Genomic DNA, 23,381 nt, shown 5'->3' with positions numbered 1-23,381 from the left:
ACTCATCGGTATAGTGCCGCCCCTCTTCGCGTGAGCGGTCGTCGGTAACGAGGCCATCACCCATGCGAACCCCGAACTAATAACAAACCCGCAATTTGGAACCGGGACGAAACCTTCGCCTCGCCTGTTTTGCCGCGTGCAATCCGGTGTAACGCGATGTTTCCGCTCCGCCCAGCATGTTGCTCCACATAAAAAACAGCGAGGAATACTCCATGCTCGAAGTCATTAACGACTTCCTCTCAGGGAAAGTACTGATCGTGCTCATTGTCGGGCTCGGTAGCTACTTCACGATCCGCTCGCGTTTCGTACAACTGCGTCACTTTTTCCACATGTTCGCGGTGTTCCGCGACAGCCTCAAAAGCAGCGCCGGCCAACTCAGCTCCTTTCAGGCCCTGATGCTCAGCCTGGCGGGTCGCGTCGGTGCAGGCAACATCGCCGGTGTCGGCATCGCCGTTACCTTGGGCGGCCCGGGCGCGGTGTTCTGGATGTGGGTGACCGCGCTGGTCGGCATGTCCAGCAGCTTCTTCGAATGCTCCCTCGGCCAGCTCTACAAGCGCTGCGACGCCGACGGCACCTACCGTGGCGGCCCGTCTTACTACATCCAGCACGGCCTGCAAAAACGCTGGCTGGGCATGATCATGGCGTTCCTGCTGCTGATCACCTTCGGCTTCGCGTTCAACGGCCTGCAATCCCACGCCGTCACTCACTCGCTGAACAACGCCTTCGGCCTCGACACCACTTACACCGGCATCGGTCTGGCCGTGCTGTTGGGCCTGGTGTTCATCGGCGGCATCAAGCGCATCGCCAAGGTCGCGGACCTGTTGGTACCGGTGAAAACCCTGGTGTACATCGGCGTGACCATTTACGTGATCGTGCTGCAATTCGATCAGGTGCCAGGCATGTTGATGACCATCGTCAAAAGCGCTTTCGGTCTCGATCAAGCCTTCGGCGGCCTGATCGGCAGCGCGATTGTGATGGGTGTGAAGCGCGGCGTGTTCGCCAACGAGGCCGGTCTGGGCAGTGCGCCTAACGTGGCCGCCGTGGCGTCCGTCGAGCACCCGGTGGCGCAAGGCGTGGTTCAGGCGTTCAGCGTGTTCCTCGATACCTTCGTGATCTGCACCTGCACCGCGTTGCTGATCCTGCTCTCGGGCTTCTATACCCCTGGATTCGAAGGCGACGGCATTGCCCTGACCCAGAACTCCCTGGCCGCCGTGGTCGGTGACTGGGGCCGCATGTTCATCTCGGTCGCCTTGGCGTTGTTCGTGTTCACCTCGATCCTCTACAACTACTACCTGGGCGAGAGCAACCTGCGCTTTTTGATCGGCGAAAACCGCAAGGCGCTGATCGGCTACCGCGCATTGGTACTGGTGCTGATTTTCTGGGGCGCTATCGAGAACCTCGGCACCGTGTTCGCGTTCGCCGACATCACCATGACCATGCTCGCCTTCGTCAACCTGATCGCGCTGTTCCTGCTGTTCAAGGTCGGTATGCGCATCCTGCGTGATTACGATGACCAGCGTGCTGCCGGCATCAAGACGCCGGTGTTTGATTCGAGCAAGTTCCCGGACCTGGACCTGGACCTGAAAGCCTGGCCAGCGAATCCGCCAGCAGCCGCTGTGAAGGCAGAAGCTGAGCCGCAAGGCGTACCCGCAGCGCAACGCTGATCGGTTAAAGTTCTCAAAACCGTGTGGGAGTGAGGTTGTGTGGCTCACTTCTACAGGGAAGTCATCGTTCTCGGAGAGTCCCCATGAATTCCTCGACCTACCCCGCCGCCCAGCACGTCATGGTGCTCTACACCGGTGGCACCATCGGCATGCAAGCGAGTGCACACGGTCTGGCACCGGCGTCCGGTTTCGAAGCGCGGATGCGCGAGTACCTGCACAGCCAGCCTGAATTAGTGGTGCCGCAGTGGCGCTTTCGCGAGATGTCACCGCTGATCGACAGCGCGAACATGTCACCGGCTTACTGGCAGCAATTGCGCGAAGCGGTCGTCGACGCTGTTGACGTGCAAGGCTGCGACAGCGTGCTGATCCTTCACGGCACGGACACCCTCGCCTACAGCGCCGCGGCCATGAGTTTTCAATTGCTCGGCCTGCACGCTCGCGTCGTTTTCACTGGCTCCATGCTGCCCGCTGGCGTGACGGACAGCGATGCCTGGGAAAACCTCAGCGGCGCGCTGGTGGCCCTTGGGAAAGGTTTGGCAGCGGGCGTACACCTGTACTTCCACGGCGAACTGCTGGACCCGACCCGTTGCGCGAAAGTACGCAGTTTTGGGCGCCATCCGTTCAAGTTGCTGGCGCGTCAGGGTGGCGGAACAAAAGCGACCACCCTGCCGCCGCAGCTCAACTACAACCAGCCTAAACAACTGGCCAACGTTGCCGTGCTGCCGCTATTTCCCGGGATTGGCGCCGAGCAGCTGGATGGCTTGCTGAACAGCGGTATCCAGGGCCTGGTGCTGGAGTGCTATGGCAGCGGTACCGGGCCGAGCGACAATCCGGCATTTCTCGCCGCGCTTTCGAGAGCGCGAGACAACGGTGTGGTGGTTGTCGCGGTAACGCAGTGCCATGAAGGCGGCGTTGAGCTGGATCTCTACGAGGCTGGCAGCCGGTTGCGTGGTGTCGGCGTGTTGTCAGGTGGCGGCATGACCCGCGAAGCGGCGTTCGGCAAGATGCATGCACTGATGGGGGCGGGGCTCGAAACCGCCGAAGTGCGGCAATTGATTGAACTGGATCTGTGAGGTGATCTGTATAGAGTCTGAATCGTACTAATTTTAGTGGGCTAGCGCTGACAATGTAACTCTCTTTAAAAGAGGGTTACATTGTCAGCGCTAGAACGGATCAATACTGAAAAGCCCATCCGTCAGGTAGACGTACGGACTTCCAATTGGCATCTCAATTCTAAAGCTACCATGCGCCGAATAGCGCTCCTCATCATAATTAAACGTTAATCTCCCAGTCGCCGACGTATAGGGTACGCCCTCGAAAAATAATATCAGCCATGTCGATCCGTTGGGTATGATAACTTCCTTCCCATAATTTTCCGTTGACGTTCTAATCCGGACACCGTTTTTAGAAGGAAGCTCCCCTACTCTATTAAACACTGCCTCCATCATAGTACCGATACCACTTATTTCATACGCCGAGTAAACAAACTCCTGATTGTCCATCGTGACTTTAAGTTGTCCTGCAAAAAGCCCTGCTTTTTTTCCAGTTTTTTGCGAATCCATTTTTCATCATCCCACTGAAAGTAAGAATAAATGTGCGTTGCAATTTCACGCTAGCTCTCGTCTCTCATTGGGTCAAATAAAATACGCATAAAAACCAACACTCTAATAAGCCACAAGTGAGATCTGACCAACGGCAACCCATCACACGAACAACTGACACTTATGACAGTAGATTCGTTAATTTAAATACTTCAGAATAAATAGGCGTGGAGCCACATCCTACCCACAGGAGCATTTATACAATTAAAAACTTCTCCTTATTAGGTGCTCTTATTAGAGATCAATAAAACGGGCGCAAATGTTGCATAGTTTCAAGCCTGACCAACGCCGGACGACCGAATGCTCCACTCCCACCTCACCACCCTCAATGCTGTTTCTCTGGTGCTCAACGCCTTCAAGGGCCAAGGCCTGTCCAGCGAAGCGCTGCTCGCGGGCAGCGGTATCAGTGCAGCGGACCTGAACCGGGCAGACACGCGCATCACCACCAACCAAGAGATGCAAGTGTGCGCCAACGCTGTGGCGCTCAAGCGCGATATCGGCCTGGAACTGGGGCGTCGGATGCACGTTTCTTCCTACGGCATGCTCGGTTATGCACTGCTCACCAGTGCCACCTTCGGTGACGCGTTACGTCTGGCCATGCGTTATCCGGCGCTGTTGGGAACACTTTTCGAACTGAGCCTGGAAGAAGATGGCGAGCGTATCTGGTTCGTGGCCGCCGATTACCGAGAGAATCCGGCGCTGGCCGTGTTCAACGCCGAGTTTTGCCTGGTGTCGCTGAAAGTCATCTGCGACGACCTGCTCGGGCATTCGCTGCCTCTGCTGGCAACTCGCTTCGAGCACGCCGCACCGGACTATCAAGCGACCTACGCCGAGCACTTCAACTGCCCGCTGCACTTCGAGGCCCGGGACAACGCCTTCGCGTTCGACAAGCGCTGGCTCGATGAACCCTTACCGCTCGCAGACGTTATTACTCACCAGGCCATGGCCGAACGCTGCCGCAAACAAAACACCGAGTTCACCGGGCGCCAGGCATGGCTGGGACGTATTCGGCAGTTACTGCGCGCGCAGTTGAATGCGGCGCCGGGGCTTGAAGGTCTGGCGCAACAGATGAATTGTTCAGCTCGCACCTTGCGCCGGCATCTGAAGGATCTGGGGTGCAGCTATCAGGAATTGCTCGATGAATTACGCTTTGAGCAGGCCAAGTTGATGCTCTGTGAAGATCAGCTGCCGATCTACCGGATCGCCGAAGCGCTGGGATTCAGCGAGACCGCGAGCTTTCGCCATGCGTTTGTGCGCTGGAGCGGCGTGGCGCCCAGTCAGTTCCGACCTTGAAAACGCCATAAAACCTGTAGGAGCAAAGCTTTTGTGTGACGTCATCGCGGCGAATTTACCTGCGACAGAGCGCTCTGGATTGAAGCGGTGCCGCTTCAAATAGGGGCGAATTTCGGTCAACTATTTTGGCCACATAAATCCCCTTTTGGCCTTTCCTGCCGTTCTCCGAAACGCCTTGCGCCGCAAAACTGTGTTCAACCGAATCAGCCTGCGGAGAACAAGAAATGCTGACGATCTACTCGGATGACCACCATCTGCACCACGGCCGTTGTGAACTGATCGACGGGCAGCTCAAACCCTGCTTCGAGATGCCCTCCCGTGCCGACCATGTCTTGCAACGGGTGCAACACCAGCAACTGGGTCCCGTAGAAGCGCCGAAAGATTTCGGCCTCGACCCCATCGCGCGCATCCACAGCCGCGACTACCTCGACTTCTTCAAAGGCGCGTGGGCACGCTGGACTGAATTCAACACCGACGGCGACCTGCTGCCCTACACCTGGCCAGCGCGGACCTTGCGTGCGATCAAACCCACCAGCCTGCACGGCCAACTGGGTTATTACAGCTTCGACGGCGGTGCCCCCATTACCGCCGGCACCTGGCAAGCAGCGTACAGCGCGGCCCAGGTTGCATTGACCGCACAGGCAGAAATCCAGCGCGGCGCCCGCAGTGCATTCGCCCTGTGCCGCCCGCCGGGACACCATGCTGCCAGCGACTTGATGGGCGGTTATTGCTACCTCAATAACGCCGCCATCGCCGCCCAGGCGTTTCTCGATCAGGGCCACAAAAAAGTCGCGATCCTCGACGTCGACTACCACCACGGCAACGGCACACAATCGATTTTCTACGAGCGCAGCGACGTGCTGTTCACCTCGATCCACGGCCATCCGGAAGCCGAATTTCCGTTCTTCCTCGGCTATGAGGACGAACTCGGCGAAGGCGCGGGTGAAGGCTTCAACTTCAATTACCCTTTGCCGGCGGGCAGTGGTTGGGACAGCTGGAGTGCCGCGCTTGAGCAGGCGTGCAAAGAGATCGAAACCTACGGTGCGGACATCGTCGTCGTGTCCCTGGGCGTCGACACGTTCAAGGACGATCCCATTTCGCAGTTCAAACTCGACAGCCCGGACTATCTGGCCATGGGCGAGCGCATCGCCAAACTGGGCAAGCCGACACTGTTCGTGATGGAAGGTGGTTACGCCGTCGAAGAAATCGGCATCAATGCCGTGAACGTACTCGAAGGTTTTGAAAGCGCTCAATAAGGAATAAAAACAATGAACAGACTCAAGCGCCTTATGGCCCCGATGCTGTGCGCATCGGTGCTCAGCGGTGCCGTTCACGCTGAAGAGCGAACGTTGCGCGTCTACAACTGGTTCGACTACATCACCCCCAAGGCACTGGAAGACTTCAAGGCACAGAACACGCAAACCAAGCTGGTCTACGACATCTTCGATACCAACGAAGCCCTGGAAGCCAAGTTGCTGACGGGCAACTCCGGCTATGACGTCGTGGTGCCTTCCAACGTGTTCCTGGCCAAGCAGATTGAAGCGGGGGTGTTCCAGCCGCTGGACCGAAGCAAACTGCCGAACTGGAATCACCTCGATCCCAAGCTGATGAAGCTTATCGAAGCCAACGACCCGGGCAACAAGTTCGCCGTGCCGTACATGTACGGCACCATCCTGATCGGCTTCAACCCGGACAAGATCAAAGCCGCGCTGGGTGATAACGCACCGGTCGACAGCTGGGACCTGATCTTCAAGGAAGAAAACATCAGCAAGCTCAAGCAGTGCGGCGTCGCCCTGCTCGATTCGCCGTCGGAGATCCTGCCGCTGGCCCTGCAGCATCTCGGTCTGGACCCCAACAGCAAGAAGCCGGCGGATTACGCCAAGGCTGAAGCGTTGCTGATGAAAATCCGTCCGTACATCACTTACTTCCACTCCTCCAAGTACATGGCCGACATCGCTAATGGAGACATCTGCGTCGCTGTCGGTTACTCCGGCAGCTTCTCCCAGGCCGCCAACCGCGCCAAGGAAGCCAAAAACGGTGTGACCGTCGACATGCGCCTGCCAAAAGAAGGCGCGCCGATCTGGTTCGACATGCTCGCCATTCCCAAAGGCGCGAAGAACACTGAGGATGCCTACACCTTCATCAACTACTTGCTGCAACCGCAAGTGATCGCGCCGGTCAGCGACTTCGTTGGCTACCCGAACCCTAACAAGGACGCTACGCAACTGGTGGACCCCGCCATCCGGAACAACCCGAACCTGTACCCGACCGACGCCGCCATGGAAACGCTTTATACCCTTCAACCGTTACCGCGCGATGCAGAACGTGCGCGGACTCGTGCCTGGACAAAGATCAAATCCGGGACCTGACAACCGCGAGAAACATCACCGAGGCAGCCATTGCCGCTGCCGCCTGAAAACCCGCGCGTATCCGCGGGTTTTTTTCGAGGGCGATAATTACTTACCACCTCCCGGATTCACACCCTCTTACCTTCGATGCCCTCGCCAGGATTGACACGTTCTTCCTGATACCAGCACCGAAGGAAACAACAATGACGAACAAAACCATCGATAGCCGCAGCGCCGACCCCCTGGTGGAAAAAAGCAATCTGATCAACCAGATCAGCCATGGCCCCACGCTCCATGAAGTCGCTTCGACCTTGCTGCGTCAAATGCTCAAAGAAAAATACTCCGACCTGGATATAGACCCCAACACAGCGCAAATCGGCAGCCCGCAGTGGCAAGTGATCAACGATGAAATAGAACGCGGGCCGATCACTTATGAAACGCTGAACCTCGCGCTTGTTCGGCACGCGCTCGGTGGAACAACCGCCGACTACCTCGAAGGAGAGCACTTTCTAACCGTCGAGCCGCAGGTTGATAACCCGGTCCAACTCTCGGTAGACATCGAGGAAATCGCCCAGATACTCAACGAGGCAGTCGCCCTGTTGTTCATCGAGTTCCAGGAGCGTCAGCTGGACTTCTGGAATGAGAAAGTGCACGAAATGCCACGCTGGCAGAAGCTTTCCGAATCTCTGCGAAAAGTACTGGATGTGAACCAGGCGAAGGGCTGGGATGCAGACGAATGCGCCATGGCACGGGAGATTTTTGTCGACCCGGACAGAGTCACGCGCAAAAACGTAAAGGCCGGCTTTTCGACTATTCAGGCCTGCCTGATCGATATCGACATCGTCGAAAATGGCACATCCAGGCACCTCCTGGTCGGCGGCGCACTTGTGATCAAGGCAACGTACCTGAAACGCCAGCTCATCACCCTGTACACGATCGACCGTGGCTATGAATCCTTCAGTTCTATGGACGCACTCGGAAGCTCTCTTCCTGAGCGGCTCGATCCGGTACCGAAAGGAAGCTCTCTGGAATGGCGATTGTTCGAGCCCGACGGCAACGTACTCGACCATATGGCCTGGGCCCTTGTGTCTTCGCAGATAGACAGCATTGACGCACTGAAAAATGCCGAGGCCTACGCAGAAGTGCCCGGTCCCGAAAAAGGACTGGATGCCCGTGAACAGTCTCGATACCAACAACTCGATGCCGCAATACCGGACTGGCTGCGCGATGCCCCGGCCAACGACATCGACGATTACCGACGGTATGTCACCGCCTTGGGAAAACTGTATCGAAAACCCAAGTACAAGACCGCCAGAACCGAAATACCGCCCATCAACCAATACGCTCATAAAGCGATGTGCGACGCGATCATTGCCGATGAAGATGCAGCGGGTGCCACGTCGTTGCCGTGGGATGATTTACGCATCCACTACGTCAACAGCTTTACCGTTGATAATTTCACGCTGCCCAATCCGCACGATCAACACACTGAAACACTGGCCGAGTTCGCGCTTGAAAACGAAGCGCCCTACATGGCAACCCTTTCATTCAAAAACGGTGTGCAGGTTCCGGATTGGCTCACACCGGCATTTCTGACCCAGGTGGCGGCCAACATTGACGTCGGCAGTGCCTACCCCTCCTACCTCAAGAAAGTGCTGATCGACGACGCCACCACCTCCCAACGCCAGGCGAATTTTTATCGCGATCAATTACGCTGGTTGTTGCCGCTCAAGGCGCTGGAAGAAAAAATCCAACAAACTGGCGGAATCGACGAGCAAGGCTATAAAACCATCTGCACATGGATGGAGTCTGCCCCTGGCAATGCCAACCCCATCGCAGTCTCCCCCCTTACCCTGATGCCGAAACACCGTTTGATCAGCGCCAGCGACACCGTGACCAACATGTACATTATCAACCCTCGAAACGCTGCCAACGGTCCCTGCCTGCTCTACCGCCCCCTGCAGGATGTGCCGTTGATGCAGTTTCCTTCGCGGCAGAATTTACTTTATGCCCTGCACCAACCTGGTGAGCTACGCGACTCGATACTGGCGTGGCTGGCGAACAAGACGCTGAGCTTCGAATATTCCCAGTACGTTTTTCCGGTTGGACTGCCGTCTCCATGGCTGGTGGCTGAACAGCTGGTCAATCCACTCATGAGGGCCGACCAGTTCGGACGGGTCGTCCTGGACACTCAAGCAATGACCGGGGACATCCACACCGCACTGTTCAGAAACAATGCGCAGGCACTAATCACTCTGGCAGACCGTCAGTCGCAATCGAATGCCGAGCGTCGCTGGACCCTGTTGAAAGACAGCAGTTGGGCCCTGTTCGGCGTTGCGAGCAACTTTCTTTGTGGCGCCCTCGGCACTGCTGTGTGGGCCTGGCAGGTTATCGAGCAAATCCAGCAGGCCTTGGATGCCCATGAAAAAGGCGACAACTTTAACGAATGGAAGTCCGAGGCAGACATCCTGCTATCCCTGGGCATTCTTCTTGCCCATCACGCCGTGATGCGACGCAAAGCGCTTTCCAGCAAGCCCGCCAATGCCCACAAGCCGCTTGAACTGAGCGTGTTGCCTGCTCCTGAGGCCACCGCCATCACATTGGACCCGGTTTCGCTCTCAGGCGAGATCCCCAAGGCACATGTGGCGTTGGTGGATGCTGCAGGATCAGTCCCCCGCCTTTCCCCATCGGAACTTGTCACCTATCTGGACGCCCTCGAAGTCAAGGAACCAGACCTGAATACCGAAGTGGCAAGTGAGGACACCGACAAGCCCAGTTATGTGCATGAGCTAGAGGGTAAAAACTACGCAAAAGTCGGCAAGCGCTGGTTCAACGTCAGCGTCAGCGAGGATGACCAGGTACAGATTGTCGATCCCGAAACACCGACGAAACATGGTCCGTTGTTGGTCAGCGACCCTGAGGGTCGGTGGGTTATTGACCTGCGGTTGCGATTGAAAGGTGGCGGACCGAAGAATGCACTTAGAACGCTGAAGGAGGCGAATGCCCGTCGCAGAATCGAACTGAAAGAAGAAAGAGCGCGGTTTCAGCGCAAGAAGGCCAAGCCGGAGGATCCGGACGTAGAAGGCAGCGAAGAACAGAAACAAAACGACGTTGCCAAAGCTCAGGAAGCATTTATCGCAGCCACTGTCGCGGATCGTGGCCGGCTGGAAGCGGTTTACGTGGAAAAACTTGAAGCCATGATCAGTGCGTATCAACGGGCCCTGGAGCAGTCGAGGGAATGGCATGCGCTGGGTGGCGGTCCGAGCTACGTTTCGGAATCGTTGCGTATGCACACTGAGCTGGAGAAGTACCTGTCGTTCTGGTTCCTGATGAAAAAAAATGAATATGCCCGGCTCACCCGTGATTGGCGATCTGACGCGGTGATAGAAGTACCGACACGCAACATCCATCTTGACCAGGTGCAGCAAGTGACAGACTTGAGCCAGGCAATGGCCGAAAAGCTGGTGCTATCACGCGAGGAGCGCGGCACCTTGGAGGCGCTTGGAATGCCCGGCATTGAACGTGCTACTCAACTGAACAAACTGGCGCCTTCTTTCACCGAATGGGAGATCAGGGCTAACGAGATCGGCATCTCTCAGGAATTGTGCCTTGAAGAGCAGGCCAGCGCGACGATGACGCAAGCGCGTGATGACGTTGGCAATCTGATTGTAAGGAGCGCAAGAGCCGCTCACCGGATCGCAAAGTTTCTGAAGAAAACACCTGACGACATCACTCCACAAAAACAGATTGAAGAACTAAGTCAGCTGATCGAAACCTTTGCCGATGTCGATCAACGCTTTCGGGAACTACCCGACACCTATCCAGGCCATTTCAACCAAGTCAGGATCGATCATTTGGTCGTTCTCATCGACGACTTCGCCAAAAATGCGCAGGAACTACGCTCGTCCCTGCTGGCAAAAATACAACCCTCCATACCGAAATCGTCTGCCGGACCTTCGAGAGCGCCTCACCCGAAGGCTAAGGTCAAAAAGACCCGACCGCGCCAACAGACCAGCACTGAAACCCCAACGACTGAGGACGCGCCTATTGGCTCCATTACACTGGATCCCCATTCTCGGCAGACCACCGTACAGAGCGATAGGGAAATTGTTTCCGAGGCACTCACCCTGTCTGACGACGCTCCTTCCTTCATCGTACGCATGACAAAAGATGCCAGTCGACCTGCGCGAGTCCCTGCGGACATGCAGGACATCTTCGATCAACAAGCCAAAAAACTTGAACAAGGCGCAAACAGCGTTGACCAGGTTCTGGCCCGTACGAAGGAGTTTCCGGTGTCCAGTCTGTCGCCACAATTACGTGCGGCAGCGATAAACATGCGCGAGTCCGGCAAAAGCGTCCGCGCCAACCTCTACAAGTTGCGTAAGCCTACCCAGAGCATATTCAGATGGATGCATGAGAACGCAATGGTCAAATTACAGCGGGACAAAGGCCGAACCCAAACGAAGCAACTGGGTGACTACTTTCAGGAGTACCGCATTCTCGACAGCAAAAATAATGATCGGGAACTGTGGCTGGCGCACTTCCACTACCCATCCCTGCAAAGCCCTGTGGACGCTCCAACCACCGCCCACCTGAAAATCTCGGAAACCTACTTGAAAACGCTGACCGAAGAGCAAAAAAAAATACTGACCACTGTCGAGCCCATTGATGGGGTATTTCGCAAGATCGATGAGCCAGATCTGCGCAAACTGTTTTTTGACCCGGAGCCCAAGGTCGAAGTCTGAAGCGGGCCACACATACGACTCGAAGCCGCGCTGAATCAGCAACTGAGCACTGTCGACACGCACAAAGAGACGCTGTCGATAGCGCTGGAAAGCTAATAAGGATGCCGCCAATTCAGCGGCTCATTGTCGCCAGCGCTTTTCCAGACGTCCAAGCGCTTCGATGATGTCGCTTTCACACACTGCGGCAAAACCCAGGACCAGCCCGGCACGCTGGTCCAAAGGTTTTTTCGAATCAGGCAACCAATAACTGCTAAGCGCATTGATCTCGATATCGACGCTGGCGGCTTTGTCGATCAGCTCCTGTTCACGGGCCAGAGTATCGACCACCACCGTCAAATGCAGTCCTGCGGCTACGCTCGGGAGGCTGCCCACACCTGCAATGCCCGTTGGCCAGCCCGTCAGCAATGTGTTGCGCCGGCTCAATGCGGCACGGCGCATACGGCGGATGTGCCGCTGGAAATGTCCCGCCGCCATGAACTCGGCCATCACCGCTTGAGTGCTGACTTCGGAATGACGCACATCCACAGCTCGACGCTGGGAGAACGCTTCTACCAACACGATCGGCAACACCAGGTAACCCAGCCTCAGCGCCGGAAACGCCACTTTGCCAAAGGTCCCGACATACAGCACCCGCCCCTGACGATCGAGCGCCGCCAACGGCGCTAGCGGTGCACCGCTGTAGCGGTACTCGCCGTCATAGTCATCCTCGATGATCCAGCCGTCCGTACGCTCCGCCCACGCCAGTAACTCCAGGCGCCGAGCAAGGCTCATGATCACACCGGTCGGATACTGATGAGACGGGGTGACATACGCCAATCGGCAATCACTCAAACCGTTCAACTCTGCGCAATCAATACCCTCGTTATCCACGGACACCCCGTGCAGCTTCGCCCCGGCCACCGCGAACGCATGACCCGCAGCGCGATAGCCCGGATTCTCGATCGCCACCCCGTCGCCCGGCTCCACCAGCAGCTGTGCACAAAGGCTAATCGCCTGCTGTGCGCCACTGGTGATCACTATTTGCTCAGCTGAGCACTGCATGCCCCGCGAGCTGCGCAAATACGCGGCGATCAATCCGCGTAATCGTTGGTCGCCAGCCGGATCGCCATAACACAACTGCTGAAAATCCGGTTTTCGCCAGAAAGCCGCGTTGAGCTTGGCCCAGACCTCGAAGGGAAACAGATCGAACGCCGGAACACCGACCCTGAAAGCCCTCGGTGGACCACTGGGAGGCTTGGCTAAATGGTTCTTTTCAACCCGCTCCAAAGCCCCTCTGTGGATAACTTTACTGGATGGAATCACAGGTAAATCCAGCCAATTTGTGGATAAGGCTGTGGGTAACCCTGTTGAAAACCCTGTGGATAGTTTTGTGGATAGTTTTTTTGCCGGGAGGCTCGATTGGGGTAGCTGAGCGACATAAGTCCCGTCACCCACACGTCCTTCGATAAAGCCCTCGGCATACAGCTGATCGTAGGCCCGCACCACGCTGTTGCGCGATATCGAGAGTGCCGCAGCCAGGTCACGGCTGGCCGGTAAACGCGTACCGCTGGCCAACCGGCCATCCAGCACCCGAACTCGCAAGGCTTGATAGAGCTGACGGCTTAACCCTTGTCGGCGATCGAGTTCGATACCCGCAGGATTGAAGGACAGGGAAAGCGGCACGTCTGTCATGGCAATGGACCTATGAAATTGGTCGGTAATGGCTCTTACAACAGACCAATAGCCTGCCTAGGATGCAGGCATTCGCCAAGGGAAATTTCCATGTATACGCCACGCGCTTTTACCATCGACGAGTTGTCCCAACTGCATGAACTGATGCTCGCCAGCCGTCTCGCCATTTTGGTGACCCACAGTGAAAGTGGCCTGCAAGCCAGTCATGTACCGGTTCTGCTGCATTGCGATCAAGGCTCGAATGGCACGTTGTACGGACATTTGGCCAAAGCCAATCCACAGTGGAAAGACCTGCGCGACGGCGCCGAAGCCCTGCTGATTTTTTCCGGCCCCGACGCCTACGTCAGCCCTGGCTTCTACCCGAGCAAGGCCGAACACGGCAAAGTTGTGCCAACCTGGAACTACGTTGCGGTTCACGCCTACGGGCGAGCCGAGACCTTCAGCGATGGCGGGCGGCTGCTAGACATCGTCAGCACCCTCACCGACCGTCATGAAGCTGGCCGCTCCAAGCCGTGGTCAGTCGCCGATGCCCCCGCCGATTACATCGACGGCATGCTCAAGGCCATCGTCGGTTTCGCCATTCCCATCGACCGTCTCGAAGGCAAACGCAAACTCAGCCAGAACCGCAGCCCCGCCGATATCGCGGGCGTGCGCGAAGGCCTGGCCGCCAGCCCTGACGTCAATGACCAGACCCTCGCTCAATTAATGCGTTAAGGAAACCCCATGAGTCAGATCGACATCCGCCAGGTCACCGACGACGATCACGCCGCCTGGCTGCCGTTGTGGCAAGCCTACCTGCGCTTTTACAACACCGAGCTGCCGGAAGCGGTTACACAGAGCACCTGGCAACGCATGCTCGACCCAAGCGAGCCGACCCACTCGGCGCTGGCGTGGGCCGATGGCAAGGCCATCGGCATGGTGAACTTCATCTACCATCGCTCTAACTGGAGCATCGAAAACTCCTGTTACTTGCAGGACCTGCTGGTAGTGCCCGAAACCCGCGGCACCGGCGTTGGTCGGCAACTGATTGAATTCGTCTACGCCACCGCCAAACAGGACGGCTGCTGCAAAGTCCATTGGCTGACCCACGAGACCAACGCCACCGCGATCCAGCTCTATGAGCGCATCGCCGAACGCCCTGGTTTCATCCAGTTTCGCAAAGCAATCTAAGGTTCACGGAGAACAGCATGTCGACTTCACTCGCAGACTGGAAAGGCGCTCCAGCCCCCACCGCCACACTGCTCGAAGGGCGTTTTATCCGCCTGGAAAAACTCGACCCGGCGCGACATGGCGACGATTTGTTCAACGCCTTGCAAGGCCCTGGCGCCGATCCCAAGCTCTGGGATTATCTGCCCTATGGCCCTTTCCCGGGGCGCAACGTGTTCAACGATTGGTTGAACAATCACGCAGCCAATAGCGACCCGTATTTTTTCTGTGTGATCGACCGTGCAAGCGGTGAGGTGCAGGGCATTCTGAGCCTGATGTCGATCGTTCCCGCACAGGGCCGCATCGAGATCGGCCACGTGACTTTCGGTGCGCCGATGCAGCGTTCACCGAAAAGTACCGAGGCCGTTTACCTGCTGGCCAAAGAGTCCTTTGCCCTGGGTTATCGGCGCCTGGAGTGGAAGTGCAACAACGGCAACGCTCGCTCCAAATACGCCGCCGAACGTCTGGGGTTCAGCTTTGAAGGCGTGTTCCGTCAGCACATGGTGGTCAAAGGGCAGAACCGGGACACGGCCTGGTACTCGATTCTGGATTCGGAATGGCCGGCAATCGGGGCAGGGTTCGAGCGCTGGCTTTCGGATGAAAACCAGACGGCTTCGGGGCAATTGAAAACGTTGGCCGAGTGCCGGGGCTAATTATGTAAATCAAAAGATCGCAGCCTGCGGCAGCTCCTACAGGGGTACATCACCCAAAGTAGGAGCTGCTGCAGGCTCGGGCCGCGATCGAACGATCTTTTGATCTTCAATCTCAGCTGAAATCACGCCGAATCCGCACAACCCCCATCTTCAATCCAAAGGGACGAAACACCGCATTCAACGATTTCAGCGTCTGATTTCCCTCCCCGTGTTCTATATGTACAAGAGTGCGGACCGAAATTTTGCACATCTTCGCGAACTGGGTCTGGTGCAGACCAGTGACTTCCACGCGCAATCGGCGAACGGCTTCACCAATCTCAAGTGTGCCTTGGGCGAGCCCTTCCTGGATGCTTTCGATTAACAGCGCGCGAGCGTCAATAGTTATCGTCATTTAAGACCCCAGTTTTTCAAGCGCTGCTCGAGGTGCCTTAGCGCGATCGCTGGATGATTCAGAGTGGTTTCAGGAAGACCGTTGGCAACCAGAATGTCAGGTAAAGCCAACAAGCGATTAGCGTCTTCGCGCAGACCTTCGAACAACGCTTCCGGGTCTGCGATTCCCGCCAATGCTTGACAGACCTCTCGCCATTTCACTTCACCTGCCACCTCCAGATCCCTGGACCATTTGGTCGTTCGTGTCACACCTTCATCATCCATGACCATTGGAGCTAAATCGTAGATTGGGGCGAGGCGAAAAGAGTTCGTATCGCGAATGATTGATGTGTTACGCCCATGATTGTCGGAGTTGCCAAGTATTTTGTTGATCAAGTCGCGACGCAGATAATCCGCCAATAACGCTGGTATCTGATCAGCTTGCCCAGCTTGCATCCAAAGCTGTGCAAGTAGTCGAACGACCTCCAGATGGTCCATGTAACTGCCTGGAACAGTCACACCCGCCAACGAATAGATAGACTCAACCGCCAGCCGTTCAACACCTTGATCCGTCACATTTCGATCAAAGCGCTTCATCCAAAGGCTGGGTTTGGTCGCCTCCTCAAGCGCGATCCCATCTGTTGCGATCGTCTCGATGCCCAAAGAGTGCAACGCCTTGTAATAGTGAAACTCGCTCTTGAGAATGACCTGATCAGTCTGAGTAGCCTTGTTTCGAGCAAATTTTACAAACCAGTGTTGCTCCACCTGGTCGTCGCTTAGCACAGCATCTGGATAAAGGTGGCCGTCCCGGCCTTGCGCCATTAAAAGCTTGGGCGCCTCGCCGCCAGCTCCTGTTGCTCCACCAATCGCCGCACCCTGCTCATAGGCGTACTCCAAAAAGGTATTGTCGCGTGTTATCACCTCTTCACGGGCAAAGCCCATTGCCGTTCGACCCTCTACAGCCTCAACTGATTCTTTAATACGCATGTGGCCGATAGGCGCTGGTGTGCTTCGTCCCAGCAGGAATAAATCTGCGCTGATGCCGTCAGGTTTGTCTTGCCCGATGCGTGCCATGAGAAAGCGCTTAGCCGCTCCAGCCGGAGCAATGTCATGTAGAAAGGCCGGTGCCTTCTTCAATGAGGTGTTATCCCAATCCACCGGTAATCGGGCGCTGACCGCTTTGGAAAAAGGTGAGCCGATGCATTCGAAGTGGCTTGTGACATAGCTTGCTTTGTAACCAAACCGTGAGGGGCCTTCGAAACCTTTTTCCGGATCGGAGAACACCAGCGTCATAGCGTCGAGCCAGGTGAACGATGTGTAAACCTGCAATGTCAGTGTGAACATCTGCGCCGCCTGCAATTGAATGCGTTTCAATGCCTGAATGTGCAACCTAGCATGCAATATAGTGCAGTTGAAACGTTTATGTATCTCCATAAATGCAATAAAATGCATTCGATTAAACAAAAAGCACAACGTAGCTGCATTAAACTGCAGACATCATTCTGTAAAAACTCCCCGCTATAAAAGACCGCCTCGCTTATAACAAAAGGCCGTCCAGCATGCCCTCCTCGCCCCAGCGCCTGGCCCTGATGATCGCTGTGTTGATCAGCACCAGCGCCGTACACGCCAAGAACGTGCAGATCGACACCGCGACCACCACCGCTCAAACCCTGGGTGGCAGCGATACCCTGACCCTTTCGGCCCCCGGCAGCATCACCAACAGCGGCAAGACGGTGAGCCTGAAGGACAGTACCAATGGTGTCGGCGTGGTGATCGACAACTCGGGGCAGATCATTTCCACCGGTGGACGGGCGATCGACAGCAGCGGCGATTTGACCAAGGCGCGCAACTACAGCATCTACAACCGCAGCGGCGGGCAAATGCTCGGTTTCAATGACGCATTGCGCATCGACAGCAACTTCGCCAGCGGCACTGTGCTGATCGACAACAGCGGCACCATTCGCTCCAAGACCGGCCAGGGTCTGGACCTCGATGCGTTGCGCAGTGCGGGTGTCCAGACAACCATCATCAACCGCGCGGGCGGTCTGATTCGTGGCGATGCCAGCGACGGCATGAAGACCGGCACCAATGCGACGATCACTAACTACGGCGAGATTTCCACCGGCGATTCGCACAATGCCGACGAGAAATTCGACGGCATTGACATCGACACGGCCACCGGTGTGAGCGTGACCAACTACGGCAGCCTTTCAGGTGGCCGTCACGGCATCACGACTGACCTTGGCGCGACGCTGGTCAACTATGGGGATATCACCGGCCGCAACGGTTCGGGTTTCGGTTCTGACGGCGACGGCACGGTGATCAACCACGGCACGATCACCGGCGCTTACTCGGGCCTGCAACCCAACGGTGACGGTGACGGCGTGGACATCGACAACATCGCCCACATCGAGAACTACGGCACCATTCAGGGCGTCGGCGCAGGGGGTGTGGACAAAGGGGGTTTCGCCAATGGCAGCGAGGGCATTGCCTTAGGCGGTGGCTATGTATTGAACGCTAAAGATGCGCTGATCAGCGGCGCCAACAGCGCGATATTGGTGGACGACGGCAGCGGCGGTTCGGGTCAGGCGGCGACGACACTGGAAAACTTCGGCACGATCCAGGGCCTCGATGGATTTGGTGTGAAGTTCGTCGGCGAATTCGATGACAACGTGATCAACGGCGGCACGATCAGCGCCAGCAACGGTCTGGCGCTGGACCTGGGCGGTGGCAACGACAGCCTGACGTTGCACAACGGCAGTCGCTTCATTGGCGTCGTGGATGGCGGTACCGGTTACGACCGTGTGGTGATGGACGACGTGGCGGGTGGAAGCTTCGGCGACAGTCGCCACTTTGAGTGGCTGGAGGTCAAGCAAGGTGCCTGGACCCTGACCGGCAACGGCGATTTCAGCGACGGCGGCGCGGTCCGTAGCGGTGCCACCTTGATCAATCAGGGTGGCATCGCCGGCAACCTGTCCGTGGACTCGGGCGGCGTATATGCCGGCGGTGGGTCGGTGGGCAGTTTGCGGGTCGACGGAACCCTGCTGACCAACACCCAGTTCGGCACCGCGACCATCACCCATGACCTGACGATGAGCAGCGGCGCTACCCTGGCCTATGGCGTGAATGCCGATGGCAGCAGCGCACCGGTGCAGGTCGGCGGCACCGCAAACTTGAATGGCGCAACCCTGGCGATTAATCCGAGCAGCGGTACCTACCCGTGGCAAAGCCAATACACGGTAGTGCAGGCCTCCAACATCAACGGCACCTTCGCCAAGGTCACCAGTGACTACGCGTTCCTGACGCCGACGCTTGCCTACACTCCGACCCAGGTCGATCTGACCTATACGCGCAACGATGTGGCCTTTAACGAATTCGCCGTCACTGCCAACGGCAACCGCGCGGCCAACAGCCTGGCTTCGATCGGAAAAAACAACACGCTCTACAACGCCTTGCTTAACACCACCAGCACCACGGCCGGCAACGCGATCGAACAATTGGCCGGCACCAGCAACGCCGACCTGACCAGTGCGACGCTGGGTGCCAGCAGCCAGATCAGCGCCAGCATGCTCAGTGCGATGCAACAAATGGGCGGCGGCTCGGCTTTGATGGCGGGTCTGGAACAACGCAACGCACCAGTGCTCGCGGCCACGGGCGTTCCTGCCGAAGCCCGTAACCTCAATGATCCGAACGCTCGCGGCCGTCTCTGGCTGCAGGCCATCGGTGGCTACGGCAAGCTCGATGGCGAACACGGCAGCAGCGGCCTGGAACAACGCACCAAAGGCAGCGTGCTGGGCGCCGACTGGGCACTCACTCCGCAATGGCGGCTTGGTGTACTGGGTGGCTACTCGAAGACAGAGCTGGATGCCACGGGTTTCGATGGCAACGTCGAAAGCTGGCACGCCGGGGTGTACGCCTTGCATCAGAACGGCCCGCTCTCCTTGCGACTTGGCGCGGCGTACAGCGGCCATCAGGGTGAAAACAAACGCACTGTCGCTTTCAGCGGCTTCAGCGATCGGCCAAAAGGCGATTACGACGCCGACAGCCAGCAAGCCTTTGCCGAGCTGGGTTACGCGATGGGCAGCGGCCGCCTCAGTGCAGAGCCGTTCGCCAGCCTGGGGTATCAGCGTTATCACCGCGACAGCTACACCGAAAAAGGTGGCTCGGCGGCGCTTCAAGTCGATCAACAAACCCAGGACAATTTCAGCAGCACCTTCGGTGTGCGCCTGGCCCACCTCAATACCCTGGAAAACGGCATGAGCCTCACGCCGCGCATGACCGCTGGCTGGAAGCACACCTATGGTGATGTCAGCAACTCGACCCGACAGGCATTTGTGGTCGGCGGTACAGGCTTCAGCGTCGACGGCAGTTCGCTGGATCGTGACAGTCTGGTGCTGGAGGCCGGTCTGGATCTGGGCATTTCAGCGCGTCATTCGGTGGGGGTTGGTTACAGCGGCGAGATCGGCAGCAACAGCAGGAATCATGGGTTGATCGGGCAGTGGCAGATGGCGTTCTGACCGACATCACAGGCAAAAAAAAGGGGAGCACATGCCCCCCCGAGGTTTAAAGCGTTAGGTCGAGGCTGTTAAGTCAGCCTTCGATCTCGATCAGTATTTCACCCGGATTCACCCGGTCGCCCTTGGCCACGTGGATGGCGGTGACTTTGCCGGCGATGGCGGCCTGAACTTCGGTCTCCATCTTCATCGCTTCGGTGATCAGCACAGCCTGGCCGGCTTTCACGGTGTCGCCTTCCTTGACCAGCACGTCGACAATGTTGCCCGGCATGGTGGTGCTGACGTGGCCCGGTGCAGTGGCTTGCTTGCGCTTGCTGCTGCCGCCGCTGACGAACTCGTTGAGCGGCTCGAACACCACTTCTTCCGGCATGCCGTCGATGGACAGGTAGAAGTGACGCTTGCCTTCAGCCTTGACGCCGACACCGGTGATGTCGACGCGGTAGGTTTCACCGTGAACGTCGATGACGAACTCGGTCGGTACACCTTCACCACCGGCCGAGGTCACGCCGCCCGCTTCGGGAATCGGCAGCAGCACTTCTGGCGTCAGGGTGCCGGCAGCGCGTTCTTCGAGGAACTTGCGACCGATGTCCGGGAACATGGCGTAGGTCAGCACGTCTTCTTCAGACTTGGCCACGGCGCCGATTTCGGCACGCAGCTTGGTCATTTCCGGCTTCAGCAAATCCGCAGGACGAACGTCGATCACTTCTTCGCTGCCGATGGCCTGGCGACGCAGTTTCTCGTTCACGGTGCCCGGCGCTTTGCCGTAGCCGCCTTGCAGGTAGAGCTTCACTTCGTTGGTGATGGTCTTGTAGCGCTCACCGGCCAACACGTTGAAGAACGCCTGGGTACCGACGATCTGCGAGGTCGGGGTCACCAGCGGCGGGAAGCCGAGGTCTTCACGAACACGCGGGATTTCGGCCAGCACTTCGCTCATGCGGTTCAGAGCGCCCTGCTCTTTCAACTGGTTGGCCAGGTTGGAAATCATCCCGCCCGGTACCTGGTTGACTTGAACGCGGGTGTCGACTGCGGTGAACTCGCTTTCGAACTGGTGGTACTTCTTGCGCACCGCGTAGAAGTACAGACCGATCTCTTGCAGCAGTTCCAGGTTCAGGCCGGTATCGAATTCGGTGCCTTTAAGGGCCGCGACCATCGATTCGGTGCCTGGGTGGCTGGTGCCGGATGCGAAGCTGGAGATCGCGGTGTCGATGTGATCGGCGCCGTTTTCGATAGCCTTGAGTTGGCACATGGTGGCCAGGCCAGCGGTATCGTGCGAGTGGATGAAGACTGGCAGCGACTGCTCGGATTTCAACGCCCGGACCAGCTCGCCCGTAGCGTACGGAGTCAGCAGGCCGGCCATGTCCTTGATCGCCACCGAGTCGCAGCCCATGGCTTCCATCTGCTTGGCTTGCGCCACGAAAGCATCGATGGTGTGCACCGGGCTGGTGGTGTAAGCGATGGTGCCCTGGGCGTGTTTGCCGGCGGCTTTTACGGCCTCGATGGCCGTGCGCAGGTTACGCACGTCGTTCATGGCGTCGAAAATGCGGAACACGTCGATGCCATTGACCGCGGCCTTGGCAACGAAGGCTTTGACCACATCGTCGCTGTAGTGGCGGTAGCCCAGCAGGTTCTGGCCACGCAGCAGCATTTGCAGGCGAGTGTTAGGCAGTGCCGCGCGCAGTTGGCGCAGGCGCTCCCACGGGTCTTCTTTAAGGAAGCGCACGCAGGCGTCGAACGTTGCGCCGCCCCAGCATTCCAGCGACCAGTAGCCGACTTTGTCGAGCTTGTCGCAGATCGGCAGCATGTCTTCGGTGCGCATGCGGGTGGCGAGCAGCGATTGGTGGGCGTCGCGCAGGATGGTGTCGGTTACATGAATCTTCTTGGACATTGTTTTATTCCTCACAGGCCTGCGTGGGCGGCGATGGCAGCAGCGATGGCCAGGGCCAGCTCTTCGGGTTTGCGCTTGATCGAGTAGTTGGTCAGTTCAGGGTGGCTTTCAACGAAGCTGGTATTGAACTGGCCGCTACGGAATTCCGGGTTACGCAGGATTTCCTGGTAGTACGCGGCGGTGGTCTTGACCCCTTGCAGACGCATGTCGTCGAGGGCGCGCAAGCCACGGTCCATCGCTTCTTCCCAGGTCAGCGCCCAGACCACCAGTTTCAGGCACATGGAGTCATAGAACGGCGGAATGGTGTAGCCGGTGTAGATCGCCGTATCGGTGCGCACGCCCGGACCGCCGGGGGCGTAGTAGCGGGTGATCTTGCCGAAGCTCGGCAAGAAATTGTTCTTCGGGTCTTCGGCGTTGATCCGGAATTGCAGCGCGAAACCGCGGTGCTGGATGTCTTCCTGTTTCACCGAAAGCGGCAGGCCGGACGCGATGCGGATCTGCTCACGCACGATGTCGATGCCGGTGATTTCCTCGGTGATGGTGTGTTCCACCTGCACCCGGGTGTTCATCTCCATGAAGTAGACCTCGCCCTCGGCGAGCAGGAACTCCACGGTGCCGGCGTTCTCGTAACCCACGGCCTTGGCCGCACGCACCGACAGGTCGCCAATGTAGGCGCGTTGTTCCGGGGTCAGTTGCGGGCTTGGGGCGATTTCGATCAGCTTCTGGTTACGGCGCTGGATCGAGCAGTCACGCTCGAACAGGTGAACCACGTTGCCAAAGCTGTCGCCAAGGATCTGCGCTTCGATGTGCTTTGGATTGACGATGCATTTTTCCAGGAACACTTCCGCCGAACCGAACGCCTTGGTCGCTTCGGAAATCACGCGCGGGAAAGCCTGTTCGAGTTCTTCACGGCTGTCGCAGCGACGAATACCACGACCACCACCACCGGACGTCGCCTTAAGCATCACCGGATAACCGATACGGTCACCTTCGATCAAGGCTTCGGCAATGTCGGCAACGTTGCCTTCGGTACCCGGGGTGACGGGCACGCCTGCCTTGATCATGCTGCGACGGGCTTCAGTCTTGTCGCCCATGCGGCGAATCACTTCAGCCGATGGACCGATGAACTTGATGCCGCGCTCTGCGCAGATATCGGCCAGCTCGGCGTTTTCCGAGAGGAAGCCATAGCCGGGATGCAGTGCATCGCAGCCGGTTTCCACGGCCAGATTCACCAGCTTGCGCGCATTCAAGTAACCGGCCAGTGGCTCGGCACCAATGCTGTGGGCCTCATCCGCACGCTTAACATGCAACGCATGGCGGTCGGCGTCGGAATAGATCGCAACCGAGCGAATGCCCATTTCGGCGCAGGCACGCACGATTCGTACGGCAATCTCACCACGGTTGGCGATCAGGATCTTTTTTATCACTTGGA

Annotated in this window: 16 protein-coding genes; 10 read left to right on the top strand and 6 right to left on the bottom strand. The window is 57.7% G+C overall.

All coding sequences use genetic code 11. From position 1 onward, the window contains the following. Nucleotides 1-212: 212 nt before the first annotated feature. Complete coding sequence (locus AC3ZVB_RS02710; protein WP_162436604.1) at nucleotides 213-1,664, top strand: alanine/glycine:cation symporter family protein; 1,452 nt, start codon at nucleotides 213-215, stop codon at nucleotides 1,662-1,664. An 83-nt stretch (nucleotides 1,665-1,747) separates the two neighbouring features. Then, a complete protein-coding gene (locus tag AC3ZVB_RS02705) occupies nucleotides 1,748-2,737 on the top strand; it encodes an asparaginase (protein ID WP_490145721.1) in 990 nt (329 codons plus the stop codon). 90 nt (nucleotides 2,738-2,827) lie between these two features. Here the strand turns inward: AC3ZVB_RS02705 and AC3ZVB_RS02700 are convergent, their stop codons facing one another. Beyond that, nucleotides 2,828-3,226 carry a hypothetical protein gene (locus tag AC3ZVB_RS02700; RefSeq protein ID WP_490145720.1) on the bottom strand — a complete coding sequence of 133 codons (399 nt, stop codon included), beginning with the start codon at nucleotides 3,224-3,226 and terminating at the stop codon, nucleotides 2,828-2,830. 339 nt (nucleotides 3,227-3,565) lie between these two features. On the opposite strand from AC3ZVB_RS02700, the gene AC3ZVB_RS02695 reads away from it, so the two are divergent. The 4 genes from AC3ZVB_RS02695 (at nucleotide 3,566) to AC3ZVB_RS02680 (ending at nucleotide 11,651) form a co-directional block, all read left to right on the top strand. Then, on the top strand, nucleotides 3,566-4,558 hold the full coding sequence (locus AC3ZVB_RS02695) for an AraC family transcriptional regulator (RefSeq protein ID WP_162436601.1): 993 nt from the start codon (nucleotides 3,566-3,568) through the stop codon (nucleotides 4,556-4,558). 224 nt (nucleotides 4,559-4,782) lie between these two features. Then, on the top strand, nucleotides 4,783-5,814 hold the full coding sequence (locus AC3ZVB_RS02690; protein ID WP_194690887.1) for a histone deacetylase family protein: 1,032 nt from the start codon (nucleotides 4,783-4,785) through the stop codon (nucleotides 5,812-5,814). Between the two features lie 12 nt (nucleotides 5,815-5,826). After that, the gene (locus AC3ZVB_RS02685) at nucleotides 5,827-6,927 is read left to right on the top strand and encodes a polyamine ABC transporter substrate-binding protein (RefSeq protein ID WP_162436599.1); all 1,101 of its coding nucleotides are present in this window, start codon (nucleotides 5,827-5,829) and stop codon (nucleotides 6,925-6,927) included. 182 nt (nucleotides 6,928-7,109) lie between these two features. Continuing rightward, the gene (locus AC3ZVB_RS02680) at nucleotides 7,110-11,651 is read left to right on the top strand and encodes a dermonecrotic toxin domain-containing protein (protein WP_490145719.1); all 4,542 of its coding nucleotides are present in this window, start codon (nucleotides 7,110-7,112) and stop codon (nucleotides 11,649-11,651) included. A 120-nt stretch (nucleotides 11,652-11,771) separates the two neighbouring features. Here the strand turns inward: AC3ZVB_RS02680 and pdxR are convergent, their stop codons facing one another. Then, nucleotides 11,772-13,322, bottom strand: a complete 1,551-nt coding sequence (pdxR, locus tag AC3ZVB_RS02675) for a MocR-like pyridoxine biosynthesis transcription factor PdxR (protein WP_490145718.1) — start codon at nucleotides 13,320-13,322, stop codon at nucleotides 11,772-11,774. A gap of 90 nt (nucleotides 13,323-13,412) precedes the next feature. Between pdxR and AC3ZVB_RS02670 the strand changes: the two genes are divergently transcribed. From AC3ZVB_RS02670 to AC3ZVB_RS02660, 3 genes are read left to right on the top strand one after another with little or no spacing between them, the layout of a single operon-like run. Beyond that, entirely contained in the window at nucleotides 13,413-14,036 is a 624-nt protein-coding gene (locus tag AC3ZVB_RS02670) for an FMN-binding negative transcriptional regulator (RefSeq protein WP_162436596.1), read from the top strand. Between the two features lie 9 nt (nucleotides 14,037-14,045). Then, nucleotides 14,046-14,492, top strand: coding sequence for a GNAT family N-acetyltransferase (locus tag AC3ZVB_RS02665; RefSeq protein WP_490145717.1), 447 nt, complete (start codon nucleotides 14,046-14,048; stop codon nucleotides 14,490-14,492). A 17-nt stretch (nucleotides 14,493-14,509) separates the two neighbouring features. Next, nucleotides 14,510-15,181 (top strand): GNAT family N-acetyltransferase, encoded by a 672-nt coding sequence (locus AC3ZVB_RS02660; RefSeq protein WP_490145716.1) that lies wholly within the window; start codon nucleotides 14,510-14,512, stop codon nucleotides 15,179-15,181. Nucleotides 15,182-15,293: 112 nt separating this feature from the next. Here the strand turns inward: AC3ZVB_RS02660 and AC3ZVB_RS02655 are convergent, their stop codons facing one another. After that, nucleotides 15,294-15,572 carry a helix-turn-helix domain-containing protein gene (locus AC3ZVB_RS02655; protein ID WP_490145715.1) on the bottom strand — a complete coding sequence of 93 codons (279 nt, stop codon included), beginning with the start codon at nucleotides 15,570-15,572 and terminating at the stop codon, nucleotides 15,294-15,296. Further along, complete coding sequence (locus tag AC3ZVB_RS02650) at nucleotides 15,569-16,894, bottom strand: type II toxin-antitoxin system HipA family toxin (protein ID WP_490145714.1); 1,326 nt, start codon at nucleotides 16,892-16,894, stop codon at nucleotides 15,569-15,571. Before AC3ZVB_RS02650 ends, AC3ZVB_RS02655 begins: the two co-directional genes overlap by 4 nt. A 215-nt stretch (nucleotides 16,895-17,109) precedes the next feature. Here AC3ZVB_RS02650 and AC3ZVB_RS02645 point away from each other — a divergent pair, with 215 nt between their 5' ends. Beyond that, nucleotides 17,110-20,067, top strand: coding sequence for an autotransporter outer membrane beta-barrel domain-containing protein (locus AC3ZVB_RS02645; protein ID WP_490145713.1), 2,958 nt, complete (start codon nucleotides 17,110-17,112; stop codon nucleotides 20,065-20,067). Nucleotides 20,068-20,140: 73 nt separating this feature from the next. On the opposite strand, the gene oadA is transcribed toward AC3ZVB_RS02645, so the two are convergent. Continuing rightward, the gene (oadA, locus tag AC3ZVB_RS02640; RefSeq protein ID WP_162436592.1) at nucleotides 20,141-21,949 is read right to left on the bottom strand and encodes a sodium-extruding oxaloacetate decarboxylase subunit alpha; all 1,809 of its coding nucleotides are present in this window, start codon (nucleotides 21,947-21,949) and stop codon (nucleotides 20,141-20,143) included. Between the two features lie 11 nt (nucleotides 21,950-21,960). Then, nucleotides 21,961-23,376 carry an acetyl-CoA carboxylase biotin carboxylase subunit gene (locus AC3ZVB_RS02635; protein ID WP_008156643.1) on the bottom strand — a complete coding sequence of 472 codons (1,416 nt, stop codon included), beginning with the start codon at nucleotides 23,374-23,376 and terminating at the stop codon, nucleotides 21,961-21,963. Nucleotides 23,377-23,381 lie beyond the last annotated feature (5 nt).

The organism is Pseudomonas sp. MDV22-iso1 (assembly GCF_058145095.1).
The sequence above is the reverse complement of the archived record's forward strand: the minus strand, read 5'-3'. Positions and strand labels throughout refer to the sequence as shown.

Excerpts from the sequence above, each read along its gene's own strand:
- AC3ZVB_RS02710 (WP_162436604.1), top strand. The coding sequence starts at position 213 with ATGCTCGAAGTCATTAACGACTTCCTCTCAGGGAAAGTACTGATCGTG.
- AC3ZVB_RS02705 (WP_490145721.1), top strand. The coding sequence starts at position 1,748 with ATGAATTCCTCGACCTACCCCGCCGCCCAGCACGTCATGGTGCTCTAC.
- AC3ZVB_RS02700 (WP_490145720.1), bottom strand. The coding sequence starts at position 3,226 with ATGGATTCGCAAAAAACTGGAAAAAAAGCAGGGCTTTTTGCAGGACAA.
- AC3ZVB_RS02695 (WP_162436601.1), top strand. The coding sequence starts at position 3,566 with ATGCTCCACTCCCACCTCACCACCCTCAATGCTGTTTCTCTGGTGCTC.
- AC3ZVB_RS02690 (WP_194690887.1), top strand. The coding sequence starts at position 4,783 with ATGCTGACGATCTACTCGGATGACCACCATCTGCACCACGGCCGTTGT.
- AC3ZVB_RS02685 (WP_162436599.1), top strand. The coding sequence starts at position 5,827 with ATGAACAGACTCAAGCGCCTTATGGCCCCGATGCTGTGCGCATCGGTG.
- AC3ZVB_RS02680 (WP_490145719.1), top strand. The coding sequence starts at position 7,110 with ATGACGAACAAAACCATCGATAGCCGCAGCGCCGACCCCCTGGTGGAA.
- pdxR (WP_490145718.1), bottom strand. The coding sequence starts at position 13,322 with ATGACAGACGTGCCGCTTTCCCTGTCCTTCAATCCTGCGGGTATCGAA.
- AC3ZVB_RS02670 (WP_162436596.1), top strand. The coding sequence starts at position 13,413 with ATGTATACGCCACGCGCTTTTACCATCGACGAGTTGTCCCAACTGCAT.
- AC3ZVB_RS02665 (WP_490145717.1), top strand. The coding sequence starts at position 14,046 with ATGAGTCAGATCGACATCCGCCAGGTCACCGACGACGATCACGCCGCC.
- AC3ZVB_RS02660 (WP_490145716.1), top strand. The coding sequence starts at position 14,510 with ATGTCGACTTCACTCGCAGACTGGAAAGGCGCTCCAGCCCCCACCGCC.
- AC3ZVB_RS02655 (WP_490145715.1), bottom strand. The coding sequence starts at position 15,572 with ATGACGATAACTATTGACGCTCGCGCGCTGTTAATCGAAAGCATCCAG.
- AC3ZVB_RS02650 (WP_490145714.1), bottom strand. The coding sequence starts at position 16,894 with ATGTTCACACTGACATTGCAGGTTTACACATCGTTCACCTGGCTCGAC.
- AC3ZVB_RS02645 (WP_490145713.1), top strand. The coding sequence starts at position 17,110 with ATGCCCTCCTCGCCCCAGCGCCTGGCCCTGATGATCGCTGTGTTGATC.
- oadA (WP_162436592.1), bottom strand. The coding sequence starts at position 21,949 with ATGTCCAAGAAGATTCATGTAACCGACACCATCCTGCGCGACGCCCAC.